The organism is Streptomyces sp. NPDC048192, from assembly GCF_043202415.1.
GTDB lineage: Bacteria > Actinomycetota > Actinomycetes > Streptomycetales > Streptomycetaceae > Streptomyces.
Genome location: NZ_JBIDAL010000003.1, coordinates 373,392 through 389,907 on the forward strand (window position 1 = coordinate 373,392; position 16,516 = coordinate 389,907).

Below are 16,516 nucleotides of genomic sequence, written 5' to 3' on the forward strand. Positions count from 1 at the left end.
GGGCGCTCCTCGCCTCAGAAGCGGTACTGCTCGTCGTAGCCGGCGCCGTGCTGCGGCTGCTCGGCGTGGCCCTGGTAGGGGTACGGCTGCTCCTGCGGGAGTTCGCCGCCGTAGGTCTCGTCGGTGCGCTGCTGCGGCACCCACACCCCGCCGGCCGGGGTCTCGCCGTAGCCGCCGCCGTACTGCTCCTGGGCGTAGCCCTGCTGGGCGTACTGCTGCGCGTAGCCGGTGTCGTACGCGGCGCCGCCGTAGGGCTGGCTGCCGATGTACGGGTCGGAGTAGTTGGCGTACGCCTGCTGTCCCCCGGTGTCGTAGCCGTAGCCCTGCTGGGCGTAGCCCGAGTAGTCGTAGGCGTAGTTCTGCTGGTCGGTGCCCTGGGACGGGGTGGCGGCCGCGTAGGCGGTGTCGCCGTAGACGCCGTAGGAGCCGGTGTCCTCGGGCAGGGGCTGCGGTTCGTAGACGGCGGTGGTCCCGGCGGCGGTGGGCTCGGCGCCCCGGGAGGCCGGTGTGAAGACGTCGTCGCGGTCGTAGTCCTCGTCGTAGGCGCCGTGGTCCGGGTGGTGGCCCTCGGCGTCCCGGTCGTCCTGCGGGCCGGCGGGCTCGGCGCCGTCGAGGTCCGGGTCGTGCCGGTCGGCCCTGCCGCGGCGGCGCTTGCTGCCGCCCTCGCCGTCCGCGTCGGGGCGCTTGACCGCCCAGCCGGCGGCGAAGCCGCGGCGGAACGACAGCGTGACATAGGTCTGGCCGACCGCGAAGGCGATCGCGCCGAGCCCGATGACGACGACCGAGGGCATCAGCACGCCGAGCACGACGCCGAGGAAGCCGGCGAAGGCGAGCAGCCGCCAGCGCAGCCGCGCCTTGTACTGCAGCAGCACCTCGCCCAGCAACCACAGTGCGACGATGCCGAACGCGATGTAGAGGACCGTCCAGCCCATGTACGCCCCTCTCCCAGTGACCGCTACGCAGTGTGTCGTATCGCGGTGCGGCCGGTCTAGGCCTGCGGGGGGTGGTGCAGGCCCAGGTTCTCGTAGATTTCCAGGGTCGCCGTGGAGTTGTTGAGCGTGATGAAGTGCAGTCCGGGCACTCCCTCGGCGAGCAGCCGTGCGCAGAACTCCGTGGCGAAGTCGATACCGATGGAGCGTACCGCCGCCGGATCGTCCTTGGCTGTGAGGATCCGCTCTTTCAGGGCGTCCGGGAAGCGGGCGTTGCTGAGCCTCGGCAACCGTTCCAGCATCTTCACGCTGGTGACGGGCAGGACCTCGGGGATCACCGGGGTGTCACAGCCCGCCGCCGCGACGCGGTCGCGCAGCCGGAGATACGACTCCGGCTGGAAGAACATCTGTGTGATGGCGTAGTCGGCGCCCGCACGGCACTTGTCCACGAAGTGGGCGACGTCGGTGTCCCAGTCCGCGGAACGGGGGTGCATCTCCGGGAAGGCGGCGACGCCCACGCAGAAGTCGCCCGACTCCTTGATGAGACGGACGAGTTCGGCCGCGTAGGTCAGGCCCTGCGGGTGCGGGACCCATTCGCCCATGGGGTCGCCGGGCGGGTCGCCGCGCACGGCGAGCATGTTGCGGATCCCGGCGTCCGCATACTGGCCGATGATGTTCCGCAGTTCGGCGATGGAGTGGTCGACCGCGGTGAGATGGGCGACCGGGGTGAGCGTGGTGTCGGCGACGATCTGCTCGGTCTCCTTGACGGTGCCGGCGCGGGTGGAGCCGCCGGCGCCGTAGGTCACGGAGACGAAGTCGGGCGCGACCGCCTCGACCCGCCGGAGCGCGCTCCACAGGTTCCGCTCGCCCTTGGGGGTCTTCGGCGCCGAGAACTCGAACGAGTACGTCGTCTTGCCGCTGGCGAGGATGTCGCGCACGGTGCGTGCGCGATCAGTCCTGGTGGAGGGGGTTCCGAGGGCCATACGGGCAGGTTAGCCAGGGGTGGGCGGTCCCCCAACCGGAGGACGGCGATTTGCCCGGATTGCCGGGTTGCTGTCCACTCCTTGGACAAAACCCCGGACAATGGTGCCGCCGGAACGGCCGGCGCCGCTCCCGGAACGGCCGGCCCGCTCCTAGAGCTGCCGGAGGCGCTTCGCGAACTCCGCCGCGGCCGCTCCCGGGTCGCCGGCCTCGGTGATCGCACGGACCACGACCACCCGGCGGGCGCCCGCGTCCAGCACCTCGTCCAGGTTGGCCAGGTCGATCCCGCCGATCGCGAACCAGGGGCGGTCGGTGCCCAGGCCGGCCGTGTACCGGACCAGGCCGAGGCCGGGCGCGTGCCGGCCGGGCTTGGTGGGGGTGGGCCAGCAGGGGCCGGTGCAGAAGTAGTCCACGCCCTCCTGCACGGCGGCGGCCGCCGCCTCGGACTCGGCGTGCGTGGAGCGGCCGATCAGCACCTCGTCGCCGAGAACGGCGCGGGCGGCCGGTACCGGCAGGTCGCCCTGGCCGAGGTGCAGGACGTCGGCGCGGGCCGCGTGGGCGACGTCCGCGCGGTCGTTCACCGCGAGCAGCTTGCCGTGCCGGGCGCAGGCGTCCGCGAAGACCTCCAGGTGCGCGAGCTCCTCGGCGGCCTCCATGCCCTTGTCGCGCAGCTGCACGATGTCGACGCCGCCGGCCAGGACCGCGTCCAGGAACTCGGGGAGGTCGCCCTGGCGGGTGCGCGCGTCCGTGCACAGGTACAGACGGGCGTCGGTGAGCGCGGCACGCGCGGCGTCGGACATACGTGGGTCCCCCTGATCGGTGTCCCTGGCTGCTGTCACGGGTGGCGTACGGGCACTGCGGCCCGCACGCCACCCCTTGTGGTGCGGGTCGGCTCAGACGGCGAGCGCCTGGGCGCGGCGCTTCACCTCCGTGCCGCGATTCTCGCTCAGGGCCTGCGCGGGGGTGCCGGGCAGGGTGTCATCGGGGGTGAAGAGCCACTCGATCATCTCTTCGTCCGTGAAGCCGTCGTCCCGCAGGAGCGTCAGGGTGCCGGACAGGCCCTTGACGACCTTGTCCCCGTCGATGAAGGCGGCGGGGACGTGCAGCGCCCGGTTCTCACCTCGGCGGACGGCGATGAGCTGGCCCTCCTTGACCAGCTGCCGCACGCGCGTCACCTCCACGCCGAGCCGTTCGGCGATGTCGGGGAGGGTGAGCCAGGCGGGGACGAGAGCATCGATCTTTGCGTCAATCTCGGTCACGGCACCAGGGTAGGCGCTCGGCCGGTCCGGTCGCGATGCGTCGTGCCGGGCTGTGTCGCCCGGCGGGGCGCGGCGGTGACCTGCTCGCTCGCGCGCGGCGGCACGCCGTGACCGTTCCGCGCGCCCTTCGGCGCGACGGTCACGCGGCCTTCGCGTCCTTCAGGGGCTTTCCGGGGTCGGCCAGGGCCGCCGGGTCCATACGGCTGCCCGCCTCGATCAGGCGCCGTCCCTGCGCGAGATCACGCGGTCGGCCCACCGCAAGCAGGGCCACCAGCCGGTCCTCGCACAGCCAGCACACCGTCCACGCCGGGCCCCCCGGGTCGCCGCGCCAGACCAGCCGGTCGGCGGCGGGGTGGTGGCCGGCGTACTGGACGAAGCGGCCGAACTGCTCGGACCAGAAGTACGGCACCGGGTCGTAGACCGCCGAGGTCTCGCCGAGGATGTCCGCGGCGACCGTGCGCGGGCCCTGCAGGGCGTTGTCCCAGTGGTGGACCATCAGCCGTTCGCCGTAGCGGGCGGAGGGGAAGGAGGCGCAGTCGCCGACGGCGTACACGCCGGGCACGGACGTGCGCAGCCGGGCGTCGGCGAGCACGTCCCCGTGCGGGCCCAGCTCGACCCCGGAGCCGGCCAGCCAGGCCGTGGCGGGGCGGGCGCCGATGCCGACGACGACGGCCCCCGCGGGCAGCCGGGTGCCGTCGGCGAGGAACACCGCGCCGGGCTCGACGCGCTCCACGCGCGCGTGCGTGCGCAGTTCGGCGCCCGCGTCGGCGTACCAGGCGGCCATGGGGGCGGCGACCTCGGCGGGCAGGGCGCCGGCGAGCGGCCGGTCGGCGGCCTCCACGACGGTCACCGCGCACCCGGCCTGACGGGCGGCCGTGGCGAACTCGGCGCCGATCCAGCCGGCCCCGACGACCACGATCTCGTGCTGCCGGGCCAGTACCGGCCGCAGCCGTTCGGCGTCGTCCAGGGTGCGCAGCAGATGCACGCCGGGCACGCCCTCGGTGCCCGGCAGGGTGACCGGCTCGGCGCCGGTGGCGAGGACGAGGACGTCGTACGGCACCGGGCCCTGCTCGGTGTCCAGCTCCCGCTCGGCGGGGCGCAGGCCCAGCACCTCGCAGCCGAGCCGCAGCTCGACCCCGAGGGAGTCGAAGTCCACGTCGAAGGCGGAGTCCTCGGCCTTGCCGAGCAGCACGGCCTTGGACAGCGGCGGCCGGTCGTACGGCTGGTGCGGTTCGGCGCCGATCACGGTGACGGCGCCCGTGAAGCCCTGCTCCCGCAGCGCGACCGCGGTCTGCACGCCGGCCATGCCCGCGCCGACCACGACCACGTGCCGCCCCTGTGACGTGCCCTCTTGTGCTGTCTGTTCGCCCACCCGATCACCATAGACACGTGACGGAGCGTCAGTCAGCGGCCATGCCCGGTGACCTGCTCCACACCCCCGGCAGCAGGACCCGGTCCCCCGGCGGCTCACCCTCCCGGGTGCCGACCGGACGGCCGCGCACGGCCGGGGGCGCTCTTACGGGCGGCACGGACGGCGGGCTAGGGTGGCCCCCGTACACGCACTCGCGGGAGCCCGGACGCACCGGGCTGAGAGGGAGGCTGGCGGCCTCCGACCGTACGAACCTGATCCGGGTCATGCCGGCGAAGGGAGGGGCTGGACGCCCATGTCGTCACGTACGTCCGACGTCCTCGTCATCGGGGGCGGGATCATCGGCCTGGTCACGGCCTGGCGCGCGGCGCAGCGCGGGCTGGCCACGGCCGTGGTGGACCCCGAGCCCGGCGGCGGGGCCGCGCGGGTCGCGGCCGGAATGCTGGCCGCCGTCACCGAACTGCACTACGGCGAGGAGACGCTGCTCGCCCTGAACCTGGAGTCGGCCCGCCGCTATCCGCGCTTCGCGGCCGAGCTGACCGAGCTGACCGGCCACGACCTCGGCTACCGCCGCTGCGGCACCCTCGCGGTCGCGCTCGACGCCGACGACCGCGCCCACCTGCGCGAGCTGCACGCGCTGCAGCAGCGCTCGGGCCTGGACTCGCAGTGGCTGTCCGGGCGGGAGTGCCGGCGCCTGGAGCCGATGCTGGCGCCCGGGGTGCGCGGCGGGCTGCGGGTCGACGGCGACCACCAGATCGACCCGCGGCGCCTGACGGCGGCCCTGGTGGCCGCCTGCGAGCGCACGGGCGTCGCCTTCCACCGCGCGTGGGCCGAGCGGCTGGACGTCACGGGCGGCCGGGCGGCCGGGGTGACCACCGCCGACGGCACCGCGCTGCGCGCCGGGCAGGTGGTGCTCGCCGCCGGGAGCATGAGCGGGCGGCTCGCGGGCGTGCCCGAGGCGCTGCTGCCGCCGGTGCGCCCGGTGAAGGGGCAGGTGCTGCGGCTCACCGTGCCGCGCCGGTACGCGCCCTTCCTCAGCCGTACCGTGCGCGCCGTGGTCCGCGGCAGCCAGGTGTACCTGCTGCCGCGGGAGAACGGCGAGCTGGTCGTCGGCGCGACCAGCGAGGAGCTGGGCTGGGACACGACCGTCACCGCGGGCGGGGTGTACGAGCTGCTGCGCGACGCCCACGAGCTGGTGCCGGGCATCACCGAGCTGCCGCTCACCGAGACCCGGGCCGGGCTGCGCCCCGGCTCCCCGGACAACGCGCCGCTGCTCGGCCCGTCCGGGCTGGACGGGCTGCTGCTGGCAACCGGGCACTACCGCAACGGGGTGCTGCTGACGCCGGTCACCGGCGATGTGATGGCACGGCTGCTGGCCGACGGCGAACTGCCGGACGAGGCCCGCCCGTTCACGCCGCGGCGCTTCGGCGCCCCCGCCCTCGTGGAGCAGCCCGCATGAACATCTCGATCTCTGTCAACGGAGAGCGCCGGGAGATCGCCCCGGGCACCGCCCTCGAGGCGGTCGTACGGTCGCTGACCCCGGCGCCGTCCGGGGTGGCCGCCGCCGTCAACGAGACCGTCGTCCCGCGCGCGCGGTGGGCCGCCACGGCGCTCGCCGACGGCGACCGGGTCGAGGTCCTCACCGCGGTCCAGGGAGGCTGAGCCATGGCCGACGATCTCTTGGTCCTCGGGGGTACGACGCTGTCGTCGCGGCTGATCATGGGCACGGGCGGGGCGCCCAGCCTGGACGTGCTGGAGCGGGCGCTGGCCGCGTCCGGCACGCAGCTGACGACGGTCGCGATGCGGCGGGTGGACCCGTCCGTGCACGGCTCGGTGCTGTCGGTGCTCGAGAAGCTGGGCATCGGGGTGCTGCCGAACACGGCGGGCTGCTTCACCGCGGGCGAGGCGGTGCTGACCGCGCGGCTGGCGCGCGAGGCGCTGGGCACGGACCTGATCAAGCTGGAGGTCATCGCCGACGAGCGGACCCTGCTGCCGGATCCGGTGGAGCTGCTGGATGCGGCGGAGACGCTGGTCGACGAGGGGTTCACGGTGCTGCCGTACACCAATGACGATCCCGTGCTGGCGCGCCGGCTCGAGGACGTGGGGTGTGCCGCGGTCATGCCACTGGGTTCGCCGATCGGGTCCGGGCTGGGCATCCGCAACCCGCACAACTTCCAGCTGATCGTCGAGCACGCGCGCGTGCCGGTGATCCTGGACGCGGGGGCCGGCACGGCGTCGGATGTGGCGTTCGCCATGGAGCTGGGGTGCGCCGGGGTGATGCTCGCCTCGGCGGTGACCCGGGCGCAGGAGCCGGAGACGATGGCCGCCGCGATGCGGCACGCGGTGGAAGGGGGCCGGCTGGCCCGGCTGGCCGGACGGATTCCGCGCAGGCACTTCGCCGAGGCCTCCTCCCCTAGCGAGGGACGCGCCCGCCTGGATCCCGAGCGGCCGGCATTCTGATCGCGGCGCCGTCACAGCTGTGCTGCATTCCGTCACCGGCACCGGCGCACCGTGCGGCGTTGTCGGTCGCTCCTCGTAGACTCCCCTGTCGTGGATACGACCCTTCAGGACCCCCTCGTCGGGCAGGTGCTCGACGGCCGTTATCGCGTCGACGCGCGGATCGCCGTCGGCGGGATGGCCACGGTCTACCGGGCCCTGGACACCCGTCTGGACCGTGTGCTCGCGTTGAAGGTGATGCACCCGGCGCTCGCGGCGGACGGATCGTTCGTGGAGCGGTTCATCCGGGAGGCGAAGTCGGTGGCCCGGCTGGCCCACCCGAACGTGGTGCAGGTCTTCGACCAGGGCACCGACGGGTCGTACGTGTACCTGGCGATGGAGTACGTCGCCGGGTGCACCCTGCGGGACGTGCTGCGCGAGCGGGGGGCGCTGCAGCCGCGCGCGGCGCTCGACATCCTCGAACCCGTCCTCGCCGCGCTCGGGGCGGCGCACCGGGCCGGGTTCGTGCACCGGGACATGAAGCCGGAGAACGTGCTGATAGGCGACGACGGCCGGGTCAAGGTCGCCGACTTCGGGCTCGTGCGGTCCGTGGACACCCAGACCGGCACGACCGGCGCCGTCCTCGGCACCGTGTCGTACCTCGCCCCGGAGCAGATCGAGCAGGGCGGCGCCGACGCGCGCGTCGACGTGTACGCGTGCGGTGTCGTGCTGTACGAGATGCTGACCGGCGCCAGACCGCACGCGGGGGACTCCGCCGCGCAGGTGCTCTACAAGCACGTCCACGAGGACGTGCCGCCGCCCTCGGCGCTGGTGCCGGGGCTGCCGTACGACCTGGACGAGCTGGTCGCGTCGGCGACCGCGCGCAGCCCGGAGATCCGGCCGCAGGACGCCGTGGCACTGCTCGCCCGGGCCCTCGAGGCGCGCCGGGGCCTGAGCGACGCGCAGCTGGACGCGATGCCGCCGCAGGCGGTCACGGCGGAGCACGACAACGCCGGCGACCGCACGAGCGTGATACCGCGCTCCCTGACCGTGCCCCGGCCGCTGCCGGTCGGCGACGAGGAGCCGGACGCGGACGGCGTGCGGCACACCAGCCGGCTGCAGGCGCCCCCGGTGCCGCCGCGCAGGTCCGGGCGGCTGGTGCTGACGGTCGTCGCCGCCCTGCTGGTGCTGCTCGGCGCCGCCGCCGGGATTTGGTACATCAACTCCGGCCAGTTCACGAAGGTCCCGCCGCTGCTGGCCAAGACCGAGGCGCAGGCCCGTGCCCGGCTGGAGTCGTCCGGTCTGGAGGTCGGGCAGGTCAAGCGGGAGTACAACGACACCGTGGCCCGGGGCACGATCATCGGCACCGACCCGGCGCCGGGCGCCCGCATCCGTGACCACGACCAGGTGACGCTGACCATCTCGCTGGGCCCGGAGACGGTGAACGTGCCGGACGTCGAGGGCCGCACGCTGGCCGAGGCGCGGGCGCGGCTGAAGTCGGACGGCCTGGAGCCGGGCATGGTCACCCGTCAGTTCAGCGAGGACGTGCCCGCCGGCTCGGTGATCGCCACGACCCCGCAGGCCGGGACCAGGCGGCACGCCGGCTCGGCGATCGCGCTGACCGTCAGCAAGGGCAGCCCGGTCGACGTGCCGGACGTCACCGGCGACGACCCCGCCGACGCCCGGCAGGAGCTGACGGACGCCGGACTGAAGGTGCGGATCGCGTCCGGACAGGTCAACTCGGAGTACGACAAGGGCAAGGTGGCCCGGCAGAGTCCGGGCGACGGCAGCCAGGCCGCCCGCGGCGACACGGTGACGCTGACGCTGTCCAAGGGCCCGGTGATGGTCGAGGTGCCGGACGTGACCGGCGACAGCGTCGACGACGCCCACAAGGCGCTGGAGGGCGCGGGCTTCAAGGTGGACGAGGACCGCGGGCTGCTCGGCCTGTTCGGCGACACCGTGAAGAAGCAGTCGGTGCGGGCCGGCGACAAGGCCCCCAAGGGCTCCACCATCACGATCACCATCCGCTGACCAGGGCGCCCGCGGGCTGCTCGGCGGCAGGGGCAACTGCCCGCCGCCGACGGCCCGTTGCCCCCTGCTTCCACCCCCTGCCAGGCCGCTACTATGGCGGCTCCGCAGGCGCGTGTCCGGTGCCGGGGCAGACGGGGGGAGAGGTCTCTTGGGGGTGGAACCGGTCGCGGAGCTGACCGCAACCGACGTCTGGCAGGTGAGCATCCTCGGGCCCACGGGCACCCCCGTGGGCGGCGGTGTCGTCATGCCGCCGCGGTACGTGCTGACCTGCGCGCACGTGGTGACGAGCGCCCTCGGCCGGCAGTGGCACGACGACCCGGGCGCCACCGTGACGATCGGCCTGGGCAACGGCGTGCGGCTGCGCGGCTCCCCCGGCGGCGGGCACCACTACGCCGGCGGGCACTCCCACGAGGACTTCTCGGTGCTGACCCTGCACGGCGATCTGTCCCTGGTCGCGGACCGGTTACCCGCCTCGCACGGCCATCTGTCCGCGGGCTCCTACAGTGCCAAGCGGCGGATGCAGGTGTACGGCTATCCGCAGGGGCAGCCGCACGGCGTGTGGGCGGACTGCCTCATGGCCGGCCCCGGAGGGCCCGACGCGGCGCTGATCCAGCTGAACGACGCGCCCGACACCGGCCGCAGGGTCGGCAAGGGGTACAGCGGCTGCGGCGTGAAGGACGTGGCGACCTCCCGGGTGACGGGGCTGGCCGTGCTGCGGGACAAGGCGCCGGACGCGGGGGTGACGTGGATGATCCCCCTGGCGCGGCTGGCGCGGGCCTGGCCCCCGCTGCGCGCCGCGCTGGCGCTGTCCGGGGAGCTGCCCCCGGACCCGCCCGGCGCCGAGCCGGACGCCGGCCCGCACCGGATGCCGCTGGACGACGGCCCGTTCGACGCGGAGGCCATGGACGACCTCTACCGCCTGCTGCTGGACGGCGCGGTGCCGCTGCCGGGTCTGGTGGGGCTGCGCGACGAGGCGCTCGGGCCGGTGCGCCGCCCCTGGCAGGGCGCGCCCGAGGACATCCTCGGGATCGTGCACGATCTGCAGCAGATCGCCCAGGCGGGCCGCCCGGTGCCGCCCCTGCTGGCGTTCGTCGCCGCGCTGTCCCAGCGGGTCCCGGGCACCCGCGGGCAGGAACTGGCCCGCTGGGTGCGCGGCCGGGCCGGACACTGCGTGCCGGTGGTCGATCCGGGCCCGCTGCTGCAGCGGCGCTCGCGTCCGGCGCGGGCCGGCGCCCGGTGGACGTACGCCACGTTCCGCATCACGCCGGCCTCGCCGTCCCGGCACTATCTGCTCGACGTCTTCCAGGAGCACGAGGGCTCGCCGCGCGAGGCCGTGCAGCAGTACACCGAGGCCCTGCGGATGGCCGACGTCGAGCGCCTGATCAGGAAAGAGATCATCCGGATGCGCCGGGCGAAGGCCATCGACTCCCCCGATCTGTTCGTGGAGTTCGTGCTGCCCCGCGAACTGCTCGGCCGACCCGTCGACTCGCTCCCGATCAGCACGCCCAGCGGCGCGGAGGTGCGCCTGGGGGTGGTGCACCCGGTCGCCGTGCGCAGCCTCGAGCGCCAGAACGAATCGGTTTGGCTCGGATGGGGGCATAACTGGTCCCGGAAGTGGGACAGGATGAGGGCGATGTCCGAACTCTCCGGGGAGCGGGTGGTCGATGTGTTGCCCGCCCGGAGCCAGGACACGGCGTCGTACGAAGTGCTGTTCTCCGCCCTGTACCCCGAGGACGGGCCGCTGGCGCTGGTGCTCGGCTTCCCGCCGCGGGCCTCCCGGAAGCGCACGCCCGACCCGGAGTTCGACGCCGCCCTGGACGCCGGGATCCCCGCGCTGGTGTGGGCGCACGACGAGCAGGACGGGGCGCGCGTCACCCGGGAGCTGCCGGACCGGCTGCGCTCGACCGGCGTGCGGGGCCTGCCCGAGGCCGTGCTGCGGGCCCGGCGCGGCGAGTGGTCGCCGGTGCCCGCGGGCGGCGGGCCGCGCATCGCCGGCGGGCTGCGCCTGGGCTTCCTCTGGGACCCGTTCGACCGGCTGCCCCCACAGACCCCCCTGGCCGCACCCGTACCCGCCCCCGGAGGTGACCCCTCGTGACCGAGACCGGAAGTCCGCAGACACCCGGGTGGTGGCTGTACCGCGGCAACGGCGTCCCGCACAACGCGATCGAACGGCTCCCCGACCCTCCGGGCTGGCGGCCGATCCAGCAGGGCACGCCCCCCGAGAAGGAGGAACCCCTCGCCCCCGAGCCCGCCGACGCCCGGCGGGGCCGGGTCTTCCAGGTGGACCGGGGACTGGTCGACGTGGTCAACGCGGCGCTGCTGCTGCGCCGTCCGCTGCTGCTGACGGGCCGCCCGGGCACCGGCAAGTCGACGCTGGCCCACGCCGTCGCCTACGAGCTGGGGCTCGGCCCCGTCCTGCACTGGCCGGTGACCTCCCGCACCACCCTGCGGGACGGGCTGTACGCCTACGACGCGATCGGCCGGCTGCACGAGGCGAACCTGAAGCGGGCCGGGGTGGACACGGGCGAGGGCACCGGCGACATCGGCCGCTTCCTGCGGCTCGGGCCGCTGGGCACGGCGCTGCTGCCGCGCCGCAGGCCGCGCGTCCTGCTCGTCGACGAGCTGGACAAGAGCGACATCGACCTGCCGAACGACCTTCTGACCGTGCTGGAGGAGGGGCGCTTCGCGATCGAGGAGCTGCTGCGGCTGCCCCCGGAACAGCGCACCGTGTCCGTGCGGACGGCGGACGGCGGCGAGGCCCGGGTGACGGACGGCCAGATCTCCTGCTGGGCCTTCCCCTTCGTGGTCATCACCTCCAACGAGGAGCGGGAGTTCCCCGCCGCGTTCGCCCGGCGCTGCCTGCGGTACGACATCGAGCCTCCGGGCCCCGAGCGGCTCGCCGCCATCGTCGCCGCGCATCTGGGCGAGGAGGCGCTCGCGCAGGCGCGCCCGCTGGTGGAGGCGTTCCTCGTGGAGCAGGGCAACGGCAACGTGGCCGTGGACCAGCTGCTGAGCGCCATCCAGTTGGCGCGCGCGGGTGCGGACGAGGACCGCGAGCAGTGGGAGGATCTGCTGCGCACGCTGTGGCGGCATCTCGAGACGGGGCCCTGATGGCGTACGAAACACCGGAGCGCCCCACTCCGGACGCGCGGGAGATCGCCGAAGTCCTCTGGCTCGCGGCGCGGTTGGCGCACGCCGAGGACGCGGCGCAGGCCGGCCCGGCCGTCCGCAGGCCGCATCCGCTGACCGGGCTCACGGGCCAGCTGGAGCCGGATCCGCCGAGGCGCCGGCGCGACACCCCGGGCGACGAGGAGCCGGACGAGGCGCGGCCGGACGGTGCGGTGCGCGCGGACATCCCGGCCCCGCGCACGCGGGGACCCGAGCTGCACGCCCGGGATTTCCGCGCGCCGGCCGGCGACGCCGCGACGGCCGTGCCGGCACTGCCGGTGCGCTCGCCCGGGGTGCGGCCGCTGGCGCGGCCGGCCGAACTGGGGCGGGCGCTGCGGCCGCTCAGGCGCCGGGCGCCGTCCGCGGTGCGGCACCGGATGGACGAGGAGGCCACCGCCGGACGCGCGGCGCAGACCGACGTCTGGGAGCCGGTGCTGGTCCCGGAGGAGGAGCCCTGGCTCGATCTGGTGCTGGTGGTCGACACCGGCGAGTCCATGGTGCTGTGGGACAGCGCGGTCGGCGAGTTGCGCACGGTGCTGCGCCGGGTGGGGGCCTTCCGCTCGATCACCGTGCGCTGGCTGGAGCACCTGGCGGACGGCACCCTCGCGGTGCGCACCACGGCGCCTCCCTGGTCCGGGGACGGGCCGCGCCGCCGCGCCGGGCACGGTCCGCCCTCGTACCACTCGCCGCGCGGCGCCGTCCTGGTCCTCAGCGACGGCATCGGTCCCGGCTGGGCCTCCGGCGCGGCGCTGCGGCTGCTGGCCCGCTGGGCGCGCGGCCGGCCGACGGCGCTGGTGCAGCCGCTCGACCGGCGGCTGTGGCACCGCACCGCGCTGCGCCCGGTCCCCGTCATCCTGCACGCCTCCCGCCCCGGCGCCCCCAACGCCGATCTGCACGCCGGGACCGGTGTCCCCGGGGTACTGGTGCCGGTGGTGGAACTCGCGCCCGCCGCCCTGCAGATGTGGGCCCGTCTGGTCGCCCGGCCGGAGTCCTCGCCGTTCCAGGGGTACGCCGTGGTGGCCGGCGACGCGGCGCGCCCGGCGCCGGCCCGGACGGCGCCGCCGCGGCCGGCCGAGGAGCGGCTGTCCCCGCTGGACCGGGTGCTCGCCTTCCGCGCGCAGGCCTCGCCCCAGGCCTTCGAGCTGGCCGGATACCTGGCCGCCGCCCCGCTGTTCCTGCCGGTGATGCGCCTGGTCCAGCAGGTCATGGCGCCCCGGACGACGCCGTCCCACCTCGCGGAGGTGTTCCTGTCGGGACTGCTGCACCCGGTGCCCGGCGACCGGCGGCGCCCGGCGGAGCAGACGGAGTTCGACTTCCCGCAGGACGTGCGCTCGCTGCTGCTCGGCTCCCTGCACCGGCAGGAGAGCCGCCGGGTCCTCACGGCCGTCTCGGACTACCTGGCCGAGCACTCGTCGGCGCCGTACCGGTTCGACGCCACGCTGGCCGATCCGTCCGCGCGGCTGCCCTCCCGCATCAGCGCGGAGAGCCTGCCCTTCGCGAAGGTCGACGCGGCGGTGGCCGACGCGCTGGGCGGCAGCTTCGCCGCCCGGGCGCGCGAGCTGCGCGGACTCATCTCCCGGCAGCAGCGCCCGGCGGGTCGCGGTGACGCTGCGCAGTCTTACGATTACGACGTGACCGACACCACATCCTTGGACAGCACTGCCGAAGCGGGGGCCGGCCGTCCCCACCCGGTCGAACCCGGCCGGGCGGCACAGACCCCCCGGCCATCAGCGGAAAGGGAATCATCCGTGGCCGAGTCCGCGTCTCGCCTGGCCGGCGTCGACGGCCCTTCGCGTCCCGGGGGGCCGGGCACCGCTCCCCTGCCGACGAACACCCGGCCGGTGCGGTTCGAGGAGAGCGTCCCGCAGGTGTGGGGCCGGCGCATTCCGCCGCGGAACCACATCTTCACCGGCCGGGACGAACTGATCACGCAGTTGCACGACCGGCTGGCCGACCGCCGCGCCGCCATCGTGCCGCAGGCGTTCTTCGGTCTGGGCGGAGTCGGCAAGACGCAGCTGGCCGTGGAGTACATCTACCGCTATCAGTCCCAGTACCAGCTGATCTGGTGGATCAACGCCGAGGACCCGGCGCTGGTCCGCTCCTCCATCGCCGCGCTCGCCCCGCACCTGGGCCTGGACGCGGCCCCCAGCGGCGACGAGGCGCTGCCGCTGGTCCTGGACAGTCTGCGCCGGGGTACGCCGTTCCGCAGATGGCTCCTGGTCTTCGACAACGCCGACCGGCCCGAGGACCTGGAGGAGTACTTCCCCTCCGGCGAGGGCCACATCCTGGTCACCTCGCGCAACCAGAGCTGGGCGGGGCACGCCCACCCCATCGCGGTGGACGTGTTCTCCCGGGCGGAGTCGGTGCGCTTCCTGCAGCGCCGGGTGCCGGGCATGCCCCCGCAGGACGCCGCGCGGCTGGCCGAGGCGCTGGGCGACCTCCCGCTCGCCGTGGAGCAGGCGGGCGCCTGGCACGCGGAGACGGCGATGTCGGTGGACGAGTACCTCCAGCTGCTGCGCGAGCACGCGGGACGGCTGCTGGACAGCTCGGTGCCGTCCGGCTATCCGCACTCCGTGGTGGCGACCTGGAACCTGGCGATGGAGCGGCTGGCCGAACGCAGCCCGGCCGCCGTGCAGTTGCTGCGGCTGTGCTCGTGCATGGCGCCGGAGCCGATCAGCTGGGCGGTGCTGCGCAGCGCCGCCTTCGCCCCGCTGCCGTCCCCGCTCGCCGAGGCGCTGCGCGACCCGGTGGAACTGGGCCTGGTCACCCGGGAGATCGGCCGGCTGGCGCTGGCCCGCATCGACCACCGCAGCAACAGCCTGCAGATGCACCGGCTGGTGCAGGCGGTGCTGTTCAACCAGATGTCCCCGCAGGAGCAGGAGGACACCTACCACCTCACCCACGTCCTGCTGGCTGCGGCCGACCCCAAGGAGCCGGAGGACGACGCCAACTGGCGGCGGTACGCCGAGCTGCGCCCGCACATCCGGCCCACCCGGGCGGTGGAGTGCGAGCAGCGGGACGTCCGCGACCTGGTGATCAACGAGGTCCGCTATCTCTACCAGCACGGCGACTACACCGGCGGCGCCCAGCTCGCCGAGTTCGCGCGCGGGGAGTGGCGCGAGCGGCTCGGCGAGGACCATCCGCAGACGATGCGCATCACCCGCGCCTACGGCAACCTGATCCGCAGCTTCGGGCAGTTCCACGAGGCCCGGCGGCTCAACGCCGAGCTGCTCGAACGCACCCGCCGGGTGTACGGCGAGGACCACGAGGAGACCCTGGCGATCGCCAACAGCAACGCCGCCGACCTGCGGGTGCTGGGCGACTTCGAGGCGGCGGCGGAGCGGGACGCGGACACGCTGGAGCGGCTGATCACCGGCTTCGGGCCGGACCATCCGCTGGCCCTGATGTCCGCGGCCAACCGCGCGCTCGACCTGCGGCTGCTGGGCCGGTTCCAGGAGGCGCTGGAGCTGGACGCGGAGACCTACGAGCGGCGGGTGCGGATCTTCGGCCCGGACGACCCGCTGACCCTGGTGGTGGCCGCGAACTACGCCCGCGACCAGCGGGAGCTGGGCGACTACCACGGCTCCACGGAGTCGCTGCGCGCCCTGTACCCGAAGCTGCGCGACCGGCAGGGCCGCGAGCACCCGTACACCCTGGACGTGGCCAAGAACCTCGCCGTCTCGCTGCGGGCGATGGGCGCCTACGACGAGGCGTACGAGCGCTCCGGCCGTACGGTGGAACGCTGCCGGGCCCGGTACGGCGAGGGGGACCTCAACGCCCTGGCCGCGATCGGCAACCACGCCGTCGACCTGCTGCTGCGCGGTGAACTGGAGGAGTCGGAGCGGCTGGCCGCGCTGACCGTGAACGGGTACGAGCAGCTCTTCGGCGCGGACCACCCCTATCTGCCGATGACGGAGACCAATCACGCCGTGATCCTGCGGGCGCTCGGCGAGCACGAGCGTGCGCTGTCGCTGAACCTGTCCGCCTACGAGAAGCTGGAGCGCCGGTTCGGCCCGGGGCACAACTGCACGCTGCGCTGCGGGGTGAACCTCGCCAACGACCTGCACTCGGCGGGCCGCTTCGAGGAGGCGATGCGGGCGAACACCCGCCATCTGGACGCACTGCGCGACACCCTCGGTCCCGACCATCCGGTCACGCTGGTGTGCGGCGGCAACCTCGTGCACGACCTGCGGTCACTGGGCCGCGAGGAGGAGGCCGACACGCTCCTCGCCGACGTCCTGACCCGGTTCGCCCGGACGCTCGGCCCCGCCTACCCGGTGGCCGAGGTCTTCTCCCGCGGCGAGCGCGCGTTCTGCGACATCGAGACCCCGGTCTTCTGACCC

General features: G+C 74.4%; 12 protein-coding genes and 1 riboswitch. Of the genes, 7 read left to right on the plus strand and 5 right to left on the minus strand.

The window, feature by feature from the left end; genetic code table 11:
• Window positions 1–14: 14 nt before the first annotated feature.
• From ACGFZN_RS07320 to ACGFZN_RS07340, 5 genes are all read right to left on the minus strand, one after another.
• Window positions 15–932: a hypothetical protein gene (locus tag ACGFZN_RS07320; RefSeq protein WP_393857502.1), complete on the minus strand. Its 918-nt coding sequence runs from the start codon at window positions 930–932 to the stop codon at window positions 15–17.
• A 56-nt stretch (window positions 933–988) separates the two neighbouring features.
• Window positions 989–1,912 (minus strand): methylenetetrahydrofolate reductase [NAD(P)H], encoded by a 924-nt coding sequence (gene metF / locus ACGFZN_RS07325; RefSeq protein WP_393857503.1) that lies wholly within the window; start codon window positions 1,910–1,912, stop codon window positions 989–991.
• A gap of 150 nt (window positions 1,913–2,062) precedes the next feature.
• Complete coding sequence (gene thiE / locus ACGFZN_RS07330) at window positions 2,063–2,710, minus strand: thiamine phosphate synthase (protein WP_393857504.1); 648 nt, start codon at window positions 2,708–2,710, stop codon at window positions 2,063–2,065.
• A 93-nt stretch (window positions 2,711–2,803) separates the two neighbouring features.
• Window positions 2,804–3,169 (minus strand): Rv2175c family DNA-binding protein, encoded by a 366-nt coding sequence (locus tag ACGFZN_RS07335; protein WP_393857505.1) that lies wholly within the window; start codon window positions 3,167–3,169, stop codon window positions 2,804–2,806.
• A gap of 139 nt (window positions 3,170–3,308) precedes the next feature.
• A complete protein-coding gene (locus ACGFZN_RS07340) occupies window positions 3,309–4,541 on the minus strand; it encodes an NAD(P)/FAD-dependent oxidoreductase (RefSeq protein ID WP_393857506.1) in 1,233 nt (410 codons plus the stop codon).
• A 183-nt stretch (window positions 4,542–4,724) separates the two neighbouring features.
• Window positions 4,725–4,836: riboswitch (TPP riboswitch) on the plus strand.
• Between ACGFZN_RS07340 and thiO the strand changes: the two genes are divergently transcribed.
• From thiO to fxsT, 7 genes are all read left to right on the plus strand, one after another.
• Window positions 4,834–5,997, plus strand: coding sequence for a glycine oxidase ThiO (gene thiO / locus ACGFZN_RS07345; RefSeq protein WP_393857507.1), 1,164 nt, complete (start codon window positions 4,834–4,836; stop codon window positions 5,995–5,997). Its footprint overlaps the riboswitch before it by 3 nt.
• Window positions 5,998–5,999: 2 nt before the next feature.
• Complete coding sequence (thiS, locus tag ACGFZN_RS07350) at window positions 6,000–6,200, plus strand: sulfur carrier protein ThiS (RefSeq protein WP_393857688.1); 201 nt, start codon at window positions 6,000–6,002, stop codon at window positions 6,198–6,200.
• A 3-nt stretch (window positions 6,201–6,203) separates the two neighbouring features.
• Window positions 6,204–6,998 carry a thiazole synthase gene (locus ACGFZN_RS07355; RefSeq protein ID WP_393857508.1) on the plus strand — a complete coding sequence of 265 codons (795 nt, stop codon included), beginning with the start codon at window positions 6,204–6,206 and terminating at the stop codon, window positions 6,996–6,998.
• Window positions 6,999–7,088: 90 nt separating this feature from the next.
• Window positions 7,089–9,005: a Stk1 family PASTA domain-containing Ser/Thr kinase gene (pknB, locus tag ACGFZN_RS07360; RefSeq protein ID WP_393857509.1), complete on the plus strand. Its 1,917-nt coding sequence runs from the start codon at window positions 7,089–7,091 to the stop codon at window positions 9,003–9,005.
• 154 nt (window positions 9,006–9,159) lie between these two features.
• The gene (locus tag ACGFZN_RS07365; RefSeq protein WP_393857689.1) at window positions 9,160–11,100 is read left to right on the plus strand and encodes a hypothetical protein; all 1,941 of its coding nucleotides are present in this window, start codon (window positions 9,160–9,162) and stop codon (window positions 11,098–11,100) included.
• Window positions 11,097–12,116: an AAA family ATPase gene (locus ACGFZN_RS07370; protein ID WP_393857510.1), complete on the plus strand. Its 1,020-nt coding sequence runs from the start codon at window positions 11,097–11,099 to the stop codon at window positions 12,114–12,116. Before ACGFZN_RS07365 ends, ACGFZN_RS07370 begins: the two co-directional genes overlap by 4 nt.
• Window positions 12,116–16,513, plus strand: coding sequence for an FxSxx-COOH system tetratricopeptide repeat protein (gene fxsT, locus ACGFZN_RS07375; protein ID WP_393857511.1), 4,398 nt, complete (start codon window positions 12,116–12,118; stop codon window positions 16,511–16,513). The genes ACGFZN_RS07370 and fxsT overlap by 1 nt, the downstream gene beginning before the upstream one ends.
• Window positions 16,514–16,516 lie beyond the last annotated feature (3 nt).